Raw genomic sequence first — 16,597 nt, 5'->3', positions numbered from 1 at the left:
AGGAACCCGATGACCACCGTGATCCTGGTTCTGCTCTGCCTCGCGATCGCCGGACGGGAGCTCTACCTGGCCTCCGACAAACGGCTCCCCCGCGCCCAGGCGGACCTGCGCCGGCTGCAGAGGCGGCTGGACGACCTCGCCGACGATCACCACGAGCTCAAGACGGTGGTGGACAACGCCACCGAACCGGCCGGCATCCCCATCCCGCCCCAGCCCGAGCAGCCGTCTTCCGAGGTCCTCGAAAGGCTGGACTCCGTCACCGGGCGGGTGGAGCGGCTGGAGAAGCAGTTCGGCGACATCTCCGAGGAGCTGGCCGGCGTCGACCTCGACCGCGACGCCCAGCGCGCCCTGGCCCGCTCCCTGGACGCGGTGGAGCAGGACGTCCTGGAACTGCACCGCGAGATGCTCGACCGGCTGGACCGCGAGGAGGGCGTCGTCACCGGCGTCCTGCTCAGCGAGGAAGGCGAGGACGAGGCGCTGCTCGCCGAGGCCTACGAGAAGTGCGCCACCGAGTGCGGGCTGCGCGTGCGCATCCGCGACCAGCGTTCCGCGCAGGCGACCGGCACCTACTGGGGCACCGTCTACCACATGTCCGGGCGGCGCCCCGACGTCCTCGCCGAGGACCTGTTCTCCTACGTCCGCGGCCTCTACGACCCGCAGGACGGGTCAGCCGTCAACGCGCTGCTCACCGAACTGGCGTCGCTGCGCGGCGGCGGCATCGCCCAGTTCGGCCCGTTCGTCGCGGTCAGCACGCAGAGCGCGCTCCTGTGCGGTGTGCTCCCGGACGACGAGAGCACACCGCCGGAACCGTGGCAGCTCGTGGACCACATCCGCGACCTGCCCGCCGACCGGCAGCGCGACCTGTCCTGGCTGCGCTCCGACGACTGATCACGGCCGGACGAACCGGGCCGTACCGTCCTCGGCCACCCCGAACGCCAGCAGGCACCGGGGGACCCGCGACGCGTCGATCTGCAGGCACAGGCCGAGCCGGAGCTCCGGATCGACGATCACGACCCTTCGCAGCGCCCACAGCGCTCGCCGCACCCGGGCCCGCTCGGGTTCGCGCAGCGTCCCGGTGACGACCCGGCCCGCGTACCGCCACAGCGCCGCCGAGTCCAGGACCCGCACGCCCGCCTCCGTGAGGTTCGCGACGATCACGACCCCGCTGTCGTCGTCCTCCGCCCCGGACGGCACCCGCAGCCCGCCCTCCCCCGGCAGGTCCCGCGGTGCCCGCGGCCCGCCCACCGCCCGGTGGTACCGCAGCGGATCCAGGGTGTCGATGACGAAGGCCCCCGCGTAGGGCCTGGACGCGCGCGGCGGAACCGTCCGCCCCCGCGCCCGCAGGGTGCGGACGCCCAGGTGCGCGCTGAGGTCGAACACCATCCCGGCATCGTCCAGCCACACGGGCACGCCGAGCTTCGCCGCCGCCTTCCGGTCGAGCGCGTCCATCGCCACATCGCTCCGCCGCGACAGCGCCGAGGCGATCCCCATTCCGGGGAACGCGCTCTCCAGCACCGCGAGCATCGCCCGCCACGTCGCGCCGCCGACGAACTCGCCCACGAACGCGTCCGCCATGGCCCGGCGCCGCCCAGGATCCGCCATGGGCCGAGGTCGCGCCACCGCGACGTCCGGCACGGTCACGCCGGGAGGCTTCGCCGCCAACCCCTTCCGCGGCAAGAACGGCTCGTCCTGCCCGACCGCGGCCTCGCGCCCGGCGGACAGTGGCGGAACACTCGCCTGCTCTTCTGAGGAAGCCGCCGGCCCTTCGTGGCGGCCCGGCTCCCACGCCGACCGCCGCTCAGCGGTCTCGCCCTCTCCGGACACGGCACCCGCATCATGCGGCGCCCAAGACACCGATTCCGGCCCAGACACGACCTCCTGCTCTGCGGGCTCGTAGGGCGTCCAGGACTCCGAGGAGGACGCCCCAGGCGACGAAGAGGCCCCCTCGGACCATCGCTCGGCCGACTCGGGGCCTTGCGACTGCGCATGCGGTGAGGCACCCGAACCGCCCCCGGGCTCCTCCGACCACGCCGGCCCAGGTTGGGGCTGTCCGGACGTGGACGAACGCGAGGCCGCGGAGCTAGAGGATGCGTCATGCCGCGCCCACGACTGCGGCTCAGATTGAGGCCGTTCAGGCGGGGCCGGGGAGCCCGCAGCAGCATCGTGCGGCGCCCACGGCTGCGCAGGAGTTGACGGCGCCGCACTTGCCGACTGCGCACCCTCTGACTCCGGCGGTGTCCATGTGGGGCGTGACTGGTCTGTGGGTGTGGCTGCGTCGTGGCGCGTCCACAGCGGCGTTTCGTCCGACGTTCCGCCGGGGGCCGGCCGTAACGCGGCGGTGCCGGCCGATTCAGGCGGCGTCCACGACGGCTGTTCGGGCGGGGGCGGGGAGCCGTGGGTCGCGTCGTGTGGGGTCCAGGGTTGGGTCGGGGGTGGCGGGACGGTCGGCTGCTCCGGCGGCGCCCACGTGGGGCGGTCGCGCGCTGGGGGCGGGGTTGGTTCAGGGCGTGGGCGTGGAGGCGACTCGTTCGTGGGCGCGGGGGCGGTGGGCGGCTGGGAGGGCCGGGGCGGCTGTTCGGGTGGGGTGTGGGCGGTCCAGGGCTGGGTGGCCGGGTGAGGGGTCCAGTCGGACGTGTTCTTGCCTGCTACGTGGACGTCTCCCGGGTGGGGAGGCTTGACGGCGTCCTCCGGGGGTGGACGGTCCTCGGGCTCGGGGCGGTCACGCGGGCCGAATCTCACGGTGTCGATCCTGCGCTCTCTTCAAGATCATCGGCAAGGTGGAGCGCCGAAGAGGGCGGTGCACAGGGCTTCGGGGTCGTCGGCGACGGTGAGGACGGCCCGGTCCAGCCGGAGCCGGACGGGAACTTCCCGGCGCATCGGGTCTTCGGTGCCCTGGGCGGCGGCGATGTCCTGGAGGGCGACGGGGATGGTCTCGGGGATGTCGAGGGTGAGTGCGTCGGCAGGGACCTCGTCCAGCCACAGGTCGAGGAGGCGGTGGGCCAATCCGTTCAGGAGGCGCCCCCAAGGTTCGACGAGGCTCGCCGGGACGTTCTCCGTCTGCAGTTCGGGGAGGCCGAACCGGGCGAGGCCCTTGGTGGTGAAGAAGAAGCCGTGCGGGCCGGACGTGTGCGGCAGCAGCATCCAGTCGGTGAGCCGGAACGCGCCGTCCGGGGCGGGCAGGGAGCGGAGCAGGTGCGGCAGGGTGAGGATCTGCGGGGTGAAGATGTCGATCACCGGGGCGTCCGCGATGGCGCCGAGGGCGCCGGCGACGGTGCGGGACGCCCACTCGTGCGCGGGCGGGCGGCCCGGGCGGTAGGCGGCGCGGACGGCGATCACGTGGGCGGCGGACGAGATCGCCTCCAGGTCGGGCGCGGCGGCGCCGTACGCGGCGAGGAGGTCGCGGGGCAGCGGGGGGAAGTCGGCCTCGGGACGCTGGTCGACGGTGAGCATGGGGCTGCCGAGCATGCCGAGGACGAGGTCGCGGAGCGGCGGTGCGGTGTGCCGCGTCACGTGGTCGTGGGCGAGGGCCGCGGGGTCGTCGAGAGGTTCGGCGAGCGCCACGGCGTAGGTTCCGAAGAGGGTCTCCGGAACGGGCAGCGTCAGATTCTCACCCAAACTCGTCCCCCGAGGTAGTCGGCACCCTTCGATCAGAGCCGATGGGGACGTCGGAAAGTATCTGGCGGCAACGGGACATTTACCTCACAAAGCGGCGAGACGGGCCGACGATCAGCGCGGCAGCCGCTGCTCGACCCACACGATCTTGCCCGTGTCGGTGCGGTGCGTGCCCCAGCGCTCGGCGAGGTGGTGGACGAGCTGGAGCCCGCGGCCCGACTCGTCGGTGGACTCCGCGTGCCGGAGGTGCGGCACGTCCGCGCCGTCGTCGTGGACCTCGCAGAGCAGCGTTCGCCCCTTGATCAACCGGACGCCCAGGGAACCGGCCCCGTGCACCAGGGCGTTGGTGACGAGTTCGCTGACGAGCAGTTGCGCGGTGTCGGTGAGTGCGTGCAGGCCCCAGCCGGCGAGCCGGGCGGCCACCTGCCCGCGGACCCACGGGACGCTGTTCGGCTCCGGTTCGAGCTCCCAGGTGACGACCTCGTCCTTCGGGATGCCGTCGAAGCCGACCGCCACGATGGCGATGTCGTCGGCGGGCGTATCCGCGGCGAGCGTGTCGAGCAGGTCGTCGCAGGTGCCGTCCAGGTCGGCGGACGCCCCGGCGAGCCGTGCGCGCAGCTCCTCCAGGCCCTCCTCGATGTCGCGGTCGCGGCGTTCGAGGAGCCCGTCGGTGCACAGCACGAGCTGGGACCCGTCGTCGACCTTGACCTCCATCGTCTCGAACGGCTCGCCGCCCACCCCGATCGGCACGCCCGGCGGGACGGGCAGCACGCGGCTCTCGCCGTCCGCGGAGACGAGCACCGGCGGGACGTGCCCCGCGTTGGCGAACGTGCACCGCCGCTCGACCGGGTCGTACACCGCGTAGAGGCAGGTGGCGAGGTACGACTCGCCGAGCCGGCGGGCGAGCCCGTCGAGCCGGCGCAGCAGCCGGTCGGGCCGGATGTCGTCGCCGGCGAGGGTGCGGACGGCGGTGCGCATCTGCCCCATGATCGCCGCGGAGGTGAGGCCGTGCCCCATCACGTCGCCGACGACGAGGCCGAGCCGGCAGCCGGGCAGCGGGATGGCGTCGAACCAGTCGCCGCCGACCTGGGCGGCCTGCTCGGCGGGCCGGTAGCGGTAGCGGACGCGCGCCCCGGCGACGTCCGGCGGGTCGTCGGGCAGCATGCTGCGCTGCAGTTTCTCGGCGACCTGGACCTCGCGCCGGTACAGCCGCCCGTTGTCGATGCACAGCGCGGCGCGGCGGGCCAGCTCGTCGACCATGGCGAGCTCGAGCTCGTCGAACCAGGGCCGGTCGGGCTTGCGGAGCAGCTTGAACGTACCGAGCACGCGGCCGCGCGCGATCAGCGGGACGATCAGCAGCGCGCGCCCGGTGAACAGGGGACGCAGGTCGCGGTCGCCGAACGCGGCGGCGAGCCGGGCGGCCTGGGCGGGGCCGACCCGCCGGATGTGCACGGGACGCCCGGTCCGCATGGCCTGGACGAACGGCGTGCCGGACGGCAGGAACAGCGCCTCGCCCTCGGGGACGGCCTCGTCCCACCGTCCGGGTTCGTCGTTGTGCGCGACGGCGACGCGGCGCATCGGCGTGGTCTCGTCGACGTCGGCGGCGGGCGGCGCCGAGTCGGCGACGACGCCTTCGAGCAGTTCGACGGCGGCGAAGTCGGCGAGCCGGGGGACGAGGACCTCGGCGAGCGTCCGGGCGGCCTGCAGGTGGTCGAGCGAGCTGCCGATCTGCTCGCCCGCCTCGCCGAGGTAGGCGAGCGGCTCCCAGGCCGGCGGGATGTCCCGCCGCCCGGGGCGGGGGCGGCGCGCCCGCGCGGGCGACGGCGGCCGGACGGCCGCGGGCCGGTCGGTGTGCGGGACGATCGGCAGCCGGAGCGTCAGGCCGAGCGAGACGGCCGGGCAGCCGAGCCCGAGCACCCGCGAGGTGATCTTCTCGGCCGCGGCCGGGTCGAGCGCGGGCAGCAGCGCGGCGAGCCGCCCGGCGAGCGGGGCGGCGAACGTGTCGGCCCCGTCCCCGGACGGCTCGGTGAGCGCGGGCTCGACCCGCAGCAGCCGGGCCGCGGCCGGGCGGCGGGCCGGGGCGGCGTCGCCGGCGGGGCGGTCGGGCGGGGCGAGCAGCAGGTCGCCGATGGTGATGCCGATCCCGTCGCGGCGGAGTCGGCGCAGGTCGGCGGCCAGCGCGAGCACGCTGACACCGCGCTCGCCGGGCGTCCCGCCGATCGGGTAGACCCACCAGCCGACCTCGGCGGGTTCGCCGTCGTCGACGCGCGGGAGGGTGCAGGCGCCGCACCAGACGTGCCCGAAGCCCCCGGGCTCGAAGGCGCCGCGGTGCTCGCGGGGCAGCCGCAGCAGCGCGGCGGGCGGACGGCCCAGCGCCCGGGGCGGTGCTACGCCGAACAACTCGGTGGCGGTGTCGTCCCAGTGGCTGATGCGGCCGCGTTCGTTCAGCGTGATGGCGGCCACCTTCGCCACCCCCAGCAAATCCGCGATGACCATGCGGTCCCCCTCCCCGAGCGAAAAGGCTCGGAAGTCCCCGGCAACGCGCGGTAAAGGGGACGTTACCTCCTGTGAGAAACATGCGGCGGAACTTCCCGGAAAAGCATCGGGTGAGTGCTCACTCATGCCTGTGCGAGTGCTAGCTTTCACGACGGAAGGGGAGGTGACGCGGGTTTGGCAGCACGGACGGAGCCCATGCGCGACCGGATCCTGGCCGCGGCCGTCACGGTGATCCAGGCGCGCGGGATCGTGGCCGCGACGACCAAGGAGATCGCGCGCGGCGCGGGCGTCTCCGAGGGCAGTCTCTACAACCATTTCGCGAACAAGACGGCGCTGTTCGCCGCGGCTCTGGCCGAGGTCACGGAGACGGCGCGGACGGCGATGGCGGCGCTCGCCGGGTCCGCCGGGCAGAACACCGTTGAGGAGAACCTCGTCCGCCTGGCCGCCGACATGGTCCGCTTCTATGGCGAACTACTGCCGATGACGGGCCCTGTCCTGGCCGACCCGCAACTCATCGCCTGGCTTCGCGACAACGGCCCCGTCAAAGCACAGAACGAGGCCGCCGCCAAGGCGCGCGCGCGGACCGGAGGTGGCCAGGACGGTGAAACCCCACCGCCCGGGGCTCCAGGCGGTCCTCCCGCAGGCCCTCCCGGGGGTTCGATGGCCGGTCCGGTGATGGGCCATTCCGCCCTGATCGGCTATCTGGAGGCCGAGCGGGACGCGGGACGCCTCCGGCCGGACGCGCCGCTCCCGTTCATCGCGGCGGCCCTGCTCGGAGGCTGCCAGCAGCACGCCTTCCTGACGCGGCTCGCCGGCTCCGAGGCGGTGTCCGCCGGGGCCGGGCTCCCGGCGGCTCCGGAGGAGTTCGCGGCGGGGTTCGTCCGCGCGGTCCTGGCCGGGCATCTACCGGCCGGGTGACCTCATCCGGGCATAGGTTTGTCCCCTGGCAGACGATCACGCAACCCCCGTCGTGATCCCTGCCAGGGAGGGCGCAATGCCGCGCACACTGTTCCGGCATCGAAGGGCCTCGGCCTCACCACGAAGAAGGACGCCCGCCTGCGCACGAAGGCCGCAGCGCAGAGCGTCTTCCGCCCCTACAGCGGCCCCGGCAACATCCGCGAGGAGCTGCTCAAGGTCGCCTCCGACAACATCATCGTCGAGGCGCACACCGCCGGCGCCGAGGACTGGACCACGCTGCCCGACAAGAACGGCCGGACGAGCACGACCGTCCCGGAACAGTGCGAGCAGGGCTACTACCTGGACATGCATCCGTTCCTCGGCCACTACCTGACCGGAGGCAATCCCTGCGGCAACACCGGCACGTCCGGTCGGTGGAACGCCTTCACGGGCAACTCCAACGGCTGGGTCCCCGCCGCCTTCGACCTGTCCGCCTACGCGGGCAAGAAGATCGAGGTGTCCATCTCCTACGTGAGCGACCCCGCCACCGGCGGAACCGGACTGTTCGTCGATGACACCCGGCTGACCACGTCCGCCGGCCAGCTCGACGCCGAAGGGTTCGAAACGGGCCTCGGCCCCTGACGATCCAGGGCGCCCCCGCCGGCAGCCCCGGCAACGGCACCGAGTTCGTCCGCTCCGAGGCCCTGATCGACTCCGTCTCCACGGTGGCGACCAGGGACACCGTCCTCCTCGGCTTCGGCCTGGAGCAGTCCCCCGGCGCCCGAACCGTCATCACGCGAGCCCTCGACCATCTACTGGACTGACAAAGAATCGGTAAGCACGGCCCTCGTCGCAGACGCCCGACGGCGCTCGCGACGGGGGCCGCGCTTACGCGGGAATGACGCGGGCGGGACGGGCCTTATAGCGGGTGATCAGAGTGGGTCGGCCGACACGCCGCAGGGTGTGATGAGCAACACGCGGGTCAAGGCAACCTTTTGGACCCTTCCCTGCGTCTTACAGAGCAGGAAGACCACCGGCGGGTGGTCAGGCGCCCGATCGAGCGCAGCCCGCGACGTCCCGGAGAACGGGGTCGCCCTGGCATCGCCGACCCGCGCAGGATCCTCGGCCCACTCTCCATGCGGGGCCGGGTCCCTCCTCCGAACCCGCCGGGAACGGTGGCACGTACCACTCAACGGGGGGCGGCTCGTCCGCCCGGTCCGCGCGTGCCCCCGACCACGCGCCATGCAACCGGCCCCTTCGCCGGGGCCCTACCCACGGGGAGCGACGATGACCGCTGTCACTACGCGTGTCCGCGACAACGGCCGCGACGCCAGCCGCACGACGAGCAGCCGCACGACGAGCAGCCGCACGACGAGCAGCCGCACGACGAGCAGCCGCACCACGAAGAGCCGCACCGCCGAGAGCGCCCAGCGCTACGAGCGTGACGTCCTGCCCCTGGCCGACCCGCTCTACCTGAGCGCCGTCCGGATGACCCGCAACACCGCGGACGCCGAGGACCTCGTCCAGGAGACCCTCGCCAAGGCCTACGTGAACTTCCACCAGTTCCAGGAGGGCACGAACCTCAAGGCCTGGCTGCACCGGATCCTCACGAACAACTTCATCAACACCTACCGCAAGAAGCAGCGCGAGCCCCAGCGCGCCGGCTCCGAGGAACTGGAGGAGTGGCAGCTCGCGCAGACCGAGGCGTCCTCGTCCGGCTTCCGGTCCGCCGAGTCCGAGGCGCTGGACCGCATCCCCGACTCCCAGGTGATCGCCGCGCTGCGCGCCCTCCCGAAGGACTTCCGGGACGCCGTCTACCTCGCGGACGTCGAGGGCTACGCCTACAAGGAGATCGCCGAGATGATGGGCACCCCCATCGGCACGGTGATGTCCCGCCTGCACCGCGGCCGCAAGCAGCTCCGCGAGGCGCTCGCCGACCACCGTCGCGCCGCCCACACGCTCGCCGCGTAGGTTCCGTTTCTCGATCCCGCAGTTGCCCCGTGACTGCGGGATCGTTCCCATGTTGCACGAACTGTTGCCGGTCGGTTACCATCCGTTGAAGTTTTCGTGACGCGACGACTGCGCCATGCGGGCTCCGACCGGCGCTGTTTTCGTGCTCTGATCACGTGAAAACGCGGGAAACGACGGCCGAACCCGGAACCGTCCGAGTAGGCGCGCCAACTGTGGGTAAGGCGCGCACACGGGCCACGCGAGCCGCCGGCGATTCGGGAGGATGTGCGCGCGATGCCACCAAGGGTCAGCGACGTGATGACAGAGGCCCCCCTGTCATTGCCGCTGGACGCGACGCTGTACGAGGCGGCCCGTGTGATGCGGGACGAGGGGATCGGGGACGTTCTGGTCACCTACGCCGGACGGCTGTGCGGTGTGGTGACCGACCGTGACATCGTCGTCCGCGCGGTCGCGGAGAGCCGCGACACGTCCCTGACGCCCCTCGGCGACGTCTGTACGGCCGAACTGACCACCGTCCGTCCCGACGACGACACCGGCACCGTCGCGCGGCTGATGTGCGAGCAGGCGGTCCGGCGGCTGCCCGTCGTGGACGCCGAGCAGCGCCCGGTGGGCATCGTTTCCATCGGCGACCTCGCGATGGCCGACGGGGACGGCGGGCCGCTCGGCGAGATCAGCAAGGCGCCGCCCAACAACTAGGACTCCCCCGATGAGGCCCGCGCCTGAAGCCTCCCTCGCCCCTGAAGCACCGGCGCGCTCGAAGTACCAGCGCTCACGACGTACACGCGCTCGCGAAGTATCAGGGCCTCGGTGCGCCCGGCGGCGGGCCGCACCCGTCCGGCCAGGATAATCTCGGAGAGGTGACGCCCGCCGAAACGGTTATGACCGACCAGCTAGCGCTCGAGATCGCCCGACTGGGCATGGTCGGGGAGTCCTCCGATGTGGGCACCCTGCACCGGGTTACCGAACTGGCCGCGCGCGCCGTCCCCGGCTGCGCCGGCGCCGCGAGCGTGCGCTGGGCGCTGCCCCCCGCAGGCGCCGCCCCGGCCTCGGGCTGGCCGCCGGCCGGGACGGTGCCGATCCCGGACGCGGGCGACGCGGCGTCCATGGACGTCTCGGCGGGGGAGGAGCCCCGGCCGGAGCCGCTGGCGGCCGCGGCGAGCCATCCCGATCTCGCCGAGGTGACCGACCGGCAGCTGTCCCGCGGCCACGGCCCGGTCTTCGACGTGGTGCGGCAGCGGCGGGCGCTGGCGTCCGACGACATCCTCGCCGAGACCCGGTGGCCCGAGTCGATGTCGGACATGCTGCGCCGCGGCGTGCGCTGCTTCATCGCGACCCCGCACGTGAACCCGCCGGTCCTGGTCACACTGACGCTGTACGGGGTGAGCCCGAAGGCGCTCGGGCACGGGCATCACGCGCTCGCGGCGCTGCTGATCGCGCAGGGCACCGCCGCCGTCTCCAACACCCAGCAGTACGACGATGTGCACCGCACCGCCGTCCAGCTGCAGGAGGCGGTCGAGGCCCGCGCGGTCGTCGATCAGGCGAAGGGCATTCTCATGCACGCGCTGGGGTGTGACGCCGACGAGGCGTTCGCCGAGATGCGCCGGATCTCACAGACGCGTCATGTGAAGCTGACCGCGCTCGCACAGCGTATCGTCGGTCAGCAGGGCCCTCCTTAGGCCGCGCTTGCAGACGCATACGGGTGATGCGAATAGGCTGCTCGAAGCGGCCCCGCGGATCGTGGTCCGGCCCGATCCGGGCGGGAGCCGAGCTGGTTCCACCGTGTGAAGCGGATGAGAGGGAGACCAGATGCACGATCAGCCTGACCAGCTCGAACCCGAGACCCTGCTGCGGGAGATCTCGGATCTCGAAGGGCGTATCGGCGAGCTGCGCCAGGCCGCCGGTGTCCCGGAACCCGACCTGCGCGCCACTCTGGACGCGGCGCTGGTCGAGCTTGAGCTGGCGCTGACCGTGCTCCGCACGATGGGCGGCGAGCAGACCGGTGAGCAGGGCGGATCGGCCGCGGCGGAGAACGAGCGCCGGGTGCTGCGCACGGTGTTCCAGGACGCGCCCGTCCCGCTGTTCCTGCTGGACCGGACGACGAGCGTCCGCCGCGTCAACCGGCAGGCGGCGATGCTGCTCGGCACCTCGTCGGGCTACGTGTCGGGCAAGCAGTTCACGGCGTTCTGCGACATGGCGACCCGCGCGGCGGTGCGGTCGCAGCTGGCCGCCGTGGTCCGGACGGGGCGGCGCCGCCGCGTCAACGTCCGCTTCCTCGGCCGGGACCACCCGGTCGACGCCGTGGTGACGCTGGCGCGGGTGTGGATACGCGGCGAGCCTGAGCCGATGGTCGTGGTGGCGGCCGGCCCGACGACCACGCCGGTCGACGACAAGGCCCACAAGGGCGCCGCGAGGAACCAGACGCGGGCGGCGCAGAACGCGCCGGTCGACGACGAGGCCGTGGCGACGATCGTCCACCGGATGGACGTCCTCGCCACCGCGAGCGAGCTGCTGCTGGACGAGCCGGTCTTCAACGAGACGGTCGCGGTCCGGCGCTGCGCCCGGCTGCTGGCCGCCGAGCTGGCCGACTGGGCGTTCATCGACCTGACCGGCCCGAACGGCGGTCCGGGCGGATCGCTCCAGGGCGGCATCCACGCGGCGGGCGCGGCCCCGGAGCTGCGCCGCCAGGTGGTGATGGGCCCCGAGGACGAGCATTCCGTCGAGGCGGCGCGGATGCTGGAGGAGGTCGAGCCGCTGCAGGGCACGCTGCCGCACACGGTGTTCGTCACCCGGCAGAGCGCGCTGCGTCCGCACGTGGAGAACCTCGACGTGCTCGGCGTCTGCCCGGACGGGCAGCCCGTCTGCGGCAAGATCGGCGCGACGTCGGTGCTGAGCGTGCCGATCGAGGACGGCGACCGCGCCATTGGAACGATCACATTGGCGGCGAGCGGCGAGTACGGCCCGTTCGACCTGATGGACCTCGGCGTCGTGCAGCGCCTCGGCCGGTACCTGGCGCTGGTCATCCGGGCGGCGCGGCTGTACCGGCGGCGCGCGGATGTCGCGGACACGCTGCAGGCGGGGCTGCTGCCGAAGTCGCTGCCGGCGATCCCGGGCGTGCGGGTGGCCGCCAAGTACCTGACGTCGACGCACGGCTCGGACGTGGGCGGCGACTTCTACGACGTGTTCCGCACCGAGAGCGGCTGGGGCCTCGTCCTCGGCGACGTGTGCGGCAAGGGCGAGGACGCGGCGGCGGTGACGGCGACGGCGCGGCACTGCGTCCGCCTGGCGTCGCGGTGGAAGGCGTCGCCGGGGGACGTCCTCGGCGTCGTGAACGAGGCGCTGATGGACGAGGACCGGTTCGTCACGGCGGTGATGGCGGGGCTGACGCTGGAGACCGAGAAGGTCATCGTGTCGCTGGGCACCGCCGGCCACCCGCCCGCGATCGTGGTGCGCGCCGACGGGGTGATCAGGTCGGCGTCCCGGGGCGGCGTCCCGCTCGGCCTCTTCGAGGACTTCGAGGCGGGCCTGGACACGATCGACCTGACCGTCGGCGACACGCTGATCCTGCACTCCGACGGCGTGCTCGAGGCGTGCGACATGATGCGGCAGGAGTTCGGCCAGGAGCGCCTGCTGGAGGCGCTCGCCGCGCACGCCGGCGACACGCCGGAGGGCATGCTCGCCGGGGTGGAGCGGGCGCTGCTGGACTACTGCGACGGCGATCTGCGGGACGACGTGTCGATGCTCGCGCTGCGCGTGGAACCGCCCACCCTCGACTAGCGGGCGGCGAATGCCGGGATGATGATCGTTCGGCAGGGTAAATCGGGTACATGACCGTCGATCCCGCGGACAAGCCGCGCAACGAGACCGAGCACGAGCGGCTCGACCGGCAGCTGATGGAGCTCCTCCAGGGCTTCCGGGTCGCGACGACCGGCGTGCAGGTGCTGTTCGCGTTTCTGCTGACCGTCCCGTTCTCCGCCGGTTTCGACAAGGTGGACGGCGCCGGCACCGTGCTGTTCTACCTCGCGCTGTTCGGCGCCGCGGTGGCGTCCATCTGCTTCATCTCGCCGGCGTTCCACCACCGGATCCTGTTCCGGCTCGGGCAGAAGCCCCTGCTGATCCGGCGCGCCAACCGGTACGGGATCGTGGGCGCCGGCGCGCTGGCGATCTCCATCACCTCGGCCACCATGCTGATCGTCGAGTCGCTGTCGGAGGACGTGCTCCCGGTCGTCCTCACGGCCGTGGGCATCCTGGGGCTGTGCGGGTGGGTGTGGTTCGTCCAGCCGTATCTGACCCGGATGACGGCGAACGCCCGCGCGACCACGAAGGAGTCTTGATCGCGCGGGCGCTCCGGTGCGCCTCGCCGGTACGCGGTGTCAGGTCGGTAGGCGGTGTCAGTACGCCTTGCCGAAGATGACGCGCTTGCCGTAGGCGGACGGCTTGCCGCACTTCACGCAGGTGCCGGTCTCCTCGGGCGCGTCGGCGGGGATGACGCGCGGGGTCGCGGCGGTGTCGGCCTTGATCGCGTCCTCGCACTCGGTTTCGCCGCAGTGGAACGCGCGGGCCCACCCGGTGGCGACCTGCGCCGCGAACGCGTCCCAGGAGTCGACGGCCGCGGTGTTGTCCTCGCGGAACTTCTCGGCCCTGGCCAGCAGGAACGCCTGGAAGTCGGCGAGCATCCCGGGCAGCAGCTCGGGCACCTTGTCGAGCGGGATCTGCTCCTTGCCCTGCCCCTCCACGGTCGGGAGCCGCCGGGCCACGGTCGCGACGCCGCCCTCGATGTCGCGCTTGCCGAGTTCGATGCGGATCGGGACGCCGCGCATCTCCCACTCGTTGAACTTGAAGCCGGGCGACAGCTGCGGGCGGTTGTCGTCCACGTGCACGCGGACGCCCGCCGCCTTGATCGCCGCGCCCAGCCGGCGGGCCTCGGCGGCGGCCTGCTCGCCCTGCTCCTTGCGCCCGATCGGCACGATGACGACCTGGTAGGGCGCGATGTTCGGCGGCAGGACGAGGCCCTTGTCGTCCCCGTGCGTCATGATCACGCCGCCGATCATGCGGGTGCTCATCCCCCAGGACGTGGTGTGCGCGTGCGCGAGCTTGCGCTCCTCGTCCTGGTACTGGATGTCGAACGCCTTGGCGAAGTTGGTGCCGAGGTAGTGCGAGGTGCCGGCCTGCAGCGCCCGGCCGTCCCGCATCATGCCCTCGATCGTGTACGTGCGGACGGCGCCGGCGAACCGCTCGCCGGGCGTCTTCTCCCCCGCGACGACGGGCATCGCGGCGAGGTCGCGGGCGACGGCGGCGTAGGCGTCCAGGGCCCACATCGTCTCGCGCATCGCGTCGTCCTCGTCGATGTGCGCGGTGTGGCCCTCCTGCCAGAGGAACTCGGTGGTGCGCAGGAACATCCGGGGCCGCATCTCCCACCGGACGACGTTCGCCCACTGGTTCAGCAGCAGCGGCAGGTCGCGGTGGGAGTCGATCCACTTGGCCATGTACTCGCCGATGACGGTCTCGGACGTGGGCCGCACGACGAGCGGCTCCTCCAGGTCCTTGCCGCCCGCGTGGGTGACGACCGCCAGTTCCGGCGAGAAGCCCTCGACGTGCTCGGCCTCGCGCTTGAGGTAGGACTCCGGGATGAACATCGGGAAGCAGGCGTTCTCGTGCCCGGCGTCCTTGATGCGCCCGTCCAGGTCGGCCTGGAGCAGCTCCCACATCCGGTACCCGTACGGTCGGATGACCATCGTGCCGCGCACCGGGCCACGGTCGACGAGCTGGGCCTGGACGACCACCTCGTTGTACCAGGCGGAGAAATCCTCACTCTGCGGTGTCACACCTTCTCGGCTCACGGCACACAAGGGTACTGACCGGCGGCGGCGGTCAGGACCGATTGGCTAGGCTCGCGAGATGCGCTGGTCCCAGATGTTCGTGCCCACGCTTCGCGAGGACCCCGCGGAGGCGGACGCGCCGAGCCACCGGCTGCTGCTGCGGGCTGGCTTCATCCGGCAGCTCACGGCCGGCCACTACTCGCTGCTGCCGCTGGCCGTCCGCGTCCGGTCGAAGATCATCCAGATCGTGCGCGAGGAGATGAACGCGATCGGCGCGCAGGAGATGCTGCTGCCCGCGCTGCATCCGGCCGAACCGTGGCAGAGATCGGGCCGCTGGGACCTCATGGGCCAGGAGATGTTCCGCCTCCGCGACCGGCGCGGCGCCGACCTCGCCCTCGGCATGACGCACGAGGAGATCTTCGCGACGGTCGCCCGCGAGCTGAGCTCCTACAAGCAGCTGCCGCAGCAGTGGTACCAGTTCCAGACGAAGTTCCGGGACGAGCCGCGCCCCAAGGGCGGTCTCATGCGGACCCGCGAGTTCACCATGAAGGACGCCTACAGCTTCGACATCGACCGTCCCGGCCTGGACGCGTCGTTCGACGCCTACCAGGGCGCCTACACGCGGATCTTCGCCCGGCTGGGCATCCCGGCGCTGGCCTGCGAGGCGTCCAGCGGGACGATGGGCGGCTCCGGCTCGACCGAGTTCATGTGCCCGTCCGACGTCGGTGAGGACCTCGTCGCCCACTGCCCGGCCTGCGGATACGCGGCGAACATCGAACGCGCGACCTCCGCGCTGCCCGCCGCGTCGGACGGCCCCGGTCTGGACGCCCCGGAACGGTTCGACACGCCCGGCGTCCGCACGATCGAAGACCTCTTGGCGTACGACGCGCCCGGCGACCGGCAGGTCAAGACGCTCGTCTACATCCTGGACGGCACGCTCACGCTCGTGCTGCTGCGCGGCGACCACCCGCTCAACGAGCAGAAACTCGTGGACGCGACCGGCGCGACCGAGATCCGCGCCGCCGAGCCGTCCGAGATCCAGGACGCTCTGGGGGCGCTGCCCGGCAGCCTGGGCGCGGTCGGCGTGGCGCTCCCGGTCATCGCGGACGAGGCGCTGCGCGGCCGCCGCGACATGTTCACCGGCGCGAACACCGACGACGTCCACCTGCGCGGCGTTTCGGTCGAACGCGACATCGACGTGGGCACCTGGGCGGATCTGCGCGAGGTCGCCGCCGGGGAGCCCTGCGTCCGCTGCGGGTCGCCACTGGAGATCGTGCGGGCCATCGAGGTGGGCCACATCTTCAAGCTCGGCGACCGCTACGCCCGCGCACTGGGCGTGGAGGTCCTGGATCCGGACGGCAAGCTCGTCCCGGTGATCATGGGCAGCTACGGGATCGGCGTGGAGCGCGCGATGGCCGCGATCGTGGAGACCCACCACGACGAGCGCGGCATAGTCTGGCCCGTCTCCGTGGCGCCGTTCCAGGTCGCCGTCGTCCCGGCCCAGTCCGACAATGCGGAGGTGGCGAAGGCAGCGGAGGACATCTACTCCGCGCTGTCGGCCGCCGGGGTCGAGGTCGTGATCGACGACCGTCCCGAACGCGCGGGCGTGAAGTTCCGCGACGTGGAACTGACCGGCATCCCGTTCCGCGTGACGATCGGCCGCCGCAGCCTGGCCGACGGCGTAGCCGAGGTCGGCACCCGCGCGACCGGCGAAACGTCCAAGATCGCCTTGGCCGAGGTCGCCGCCCACATCGAGTCGCTGCTGGCGAAAACCGTTTGACGCTCCCGCCTCCCCTCCGGAGACT

Annotated in this window: 13 protein-coding genes; 9 read left to right on the top strand and 4 right to left on the bottom strand. The window is 72.4% G+C overall.

Features of this window, described 5'->3' with window-relative positions; all coding sequences use genetic code 11:
• Positions 1-9 precede the first annotated feature (9 nt).
• On the top strand, positions 10-888 hold the full coding sequence (locus AL2_RS31505; RefSeq protein WP_067640117.1) for a hypothetical protein: 879 nt from the start codon (positions 10-12) through the stop codon (positions 886-888).
• Here AL2_RS31505 and AL2_RS31500 read toward each other — a convergent pair whose 3' ends face one another.
• The 3 genes from AL2_RS31500 to AL2_RS31490 form a co-directional block, all read right to left on the bottom strand.
• Complete coding sequence (locus tag AL2_RS31500) at positions 889-1,641, bottom strand: hypothetical protein (RefSeq protein WP_157438490.1); 753 nt, start codon at positions 1,639-1,641, stop codon at positions 889-891. It abuts the gene before it with no gap.
• A gap of 1,125 nt (positions 1,642-2,766) precedes the next feature.
• A complete protein-coding gene (locus AL2_RS31495) occupies positions 2,767-3,615 on the bottom strand; it encodes a hypothetical protein (protein WP_245667069.1) in 849 nt (282 codons plus the stop codon).
• A 111-nt stretch (positions 3,616-3,726) separates the two neighbouring features.
• The gene (locus AL2_RS31490; RefSeq protein WP_067640113.1) at positions 3,727-6,108 is read right to left on the bottom strand and encodes a SpoIIE family protein phosphatase; all 2,382 of its coding nucleotides are present in this window, start codon (positions 6,106-6,108) and stop codon (positions 3,727-3,729) included.
• A 174-nt stretch (positions 6,109-6,282) separates the two neighbouring features.
• On the opposite strand from AL2_RS31490, the gene AL2_RS31485 reads away from it, so the two are divergent.
• From AL2_RS31485 to AL2_RS31455, 7 genes are all read left to right on the top strand, one after another.
• Positions 6,283-7,026, top strand: a complete 744-nt coding sequence (locus tag AL2_RS31485; protein ID WP_157438489.1) for a TetR/AcrR family transcriptional regulator — start codon at positions 6,283-6,285, stop codon at positions 7,024-7,026.
• 18 nt (positions 7,027-7,044) lie between these two features.
• Positions 7,045-7,647: an immune inhibitor A domain-containing protein gene (locus AL2_RS31480; protein ID WP_067640109.1), complete on the top strand. Its 603-nt coding sequence runs from the start codon at positions 7,045-7,047 to the stop codon at positions 7,645-7,647.
• A 645-nt stretch (positions 7,648-8,292) separates the two neighbouring features.
• Positions 8,293-8,976, top strand: coding sequence for a sigma-70 family RNA polymerase sigma factor (locus AL2_RS31475; RefSeq protein WP_083947090.1), 684 nt, complete (start codon positions 8,293-8,295; stop codon positions 8,974-8,976).
• Positions 8,977-9,273: 297 nt separating this feature from the next.
• Entirely contained in the window at positions 9,274-9,672 is a 399-nt protein-coding gene (locus AL2_RS31470; protein ID WP_245667068.1) for a CBS domain-containing protein, read from the top strand.
• A 182-nt stretch (positions 9,673-9,854) separates the two neighbouring features.
• Positions 9,855-10,652 carry an ANTAR domain-containing response regulator gene (locus AL2_RS31465; protein WP_067640105.1) on the top strand — a complete coding sequence of 266 codons (798 nt, stop codon included), beginning with the start codon at positions 9,855-9,857 and terminating at the stop codon, positions 10,650-10,652.
• A 130-nt stretch (positions 10,653-10,782) separates the two neighbouring features.
• Positions 10,783-12,750: a SpoIIE family protein phosphatase gene (locus AL2_RS31460; RefSeq protein ID WP_067640103.1), complete on the top strand. Its 1,968-nt coding sequence runs from the start codon at positions 10,783-10,785 to the stop codon at positions 12,748-12,750.
• Positions 12,751-12,800: 50 nt separating this feature from the next.
• On the top strand, positions 12,801-13,307 hold the full coding sequence (locus AL2_RS31455; protein ID WP_067640101.1) for a DUF6328 family protein: 507 nt from the start codon (positions 12,801-12,803) through the stop codon (positions 13,305-13,307).
• A gap of 57 nt (positions 13,308-13,364) precedes the next feature.
• On the opposite strand, the gene proS is transcribed toward AL2_RS31455, so the two are convergent.
• Positions 13,365-14,813, bottom strand: a complete 1,449-nt coding sequence (proS, locus tag AL2_RS31450; protein WP_245667067.1) for a proline--tRNA ligase — start codon at positions 14,811-14,813, stop codon at positions 13,365-13,367.
• Positions 14,814-14,871: 58 nt separating this feature from the next.
• Here proS and AL2_RS31445 point away from each other — a divergent pair, with 58 nt between their 5' ends.
• The gene (locus AL2_RS31445) at positions 14,872-16,572 is read left to right on the top strand and encodes a proline--tRNA ligase (protein ID WP_067640098.1); all 1,701 of its coding nucleotides are present in this window, start codon (positions 14,872-14,874) and stop codon (positions 16,570-16,572) included.
• Positions 16,573-16,597: the final 25 nt, after the last annotated feature.

Origin of the sequence: Actinomadura latina NBRC 106108, assembly GCF_001552195.1 — a bacterium.
Taxonomy (GTDB): Bacteria; Actinomycetota; Actinomycetes; order Streptosporangiales; family Streptosporangiaceae; genus Spirillospora; species Spirillospora latina.
This window is presented reverse-complemented; position numbering and strand designations above follow the sequence as displayed.

Excerpts from the sequence above, each read along its gene's own strand:
- AL2_RS31445 (WP_067640098.1), top strand. The coding sequence starts at position 14,872 with ATGCGCTGGTCCCAGATGTTCGTGCCCACGCTTCGCGAGGACCCCGCG.
- AL2_RS31505 (WP_067640117.1), top strand. The coding sequence starts at position 10 with ATGACCACCGTGATCCTGGTTCTGCTCTGCCTCGCGATCGCCGGACGG.
- AL2_RS31465 (WP_067640105.1), top strand. The coding sequence starts at position 9,855 with ATGACCGACCAGCTAGCGCTCGAGATCGCCCGACTGGGCATGGTCGGG.
- AL2_RS31490 (WP_067640113.1), bottom strand. The coding sequence starts at position 6,108 with ATGGTCATCGCGGATTTGCTGGGGGTGGCGAAGGTGGCCGCCATCACG.
- AL2_RS31460 (WP_067640103.1), top strand. The coding sequence starts at position 10,783 with ATGCACGATCAGCCTGACCAGCTCGAACCCGAGACCCTGCTGCGGGAG.
- AL2_RS31475 (WP_083947090.1), top strand. The coding sequence starts at position 8,293 with ATGACCGCTGTCACTACGCGTGTCCGCGACAACGGCCGCGACGCCAGC.
- AL2_RS31455 (WP_067640101.1), top strand. The coding sequence starts at position 12,801 with ATGACCGTCGATCCCGCGGACAAGCCGCGCAACGAGACCGAGCACGAG.
- AL2_RS31470 (WP_245667068.1), top strand. The coding sequence starts at position 9,274 with ATGACAGAGGCCCCCCTGTCATTGCCGCTGGACGCGACGCTGTACGAG.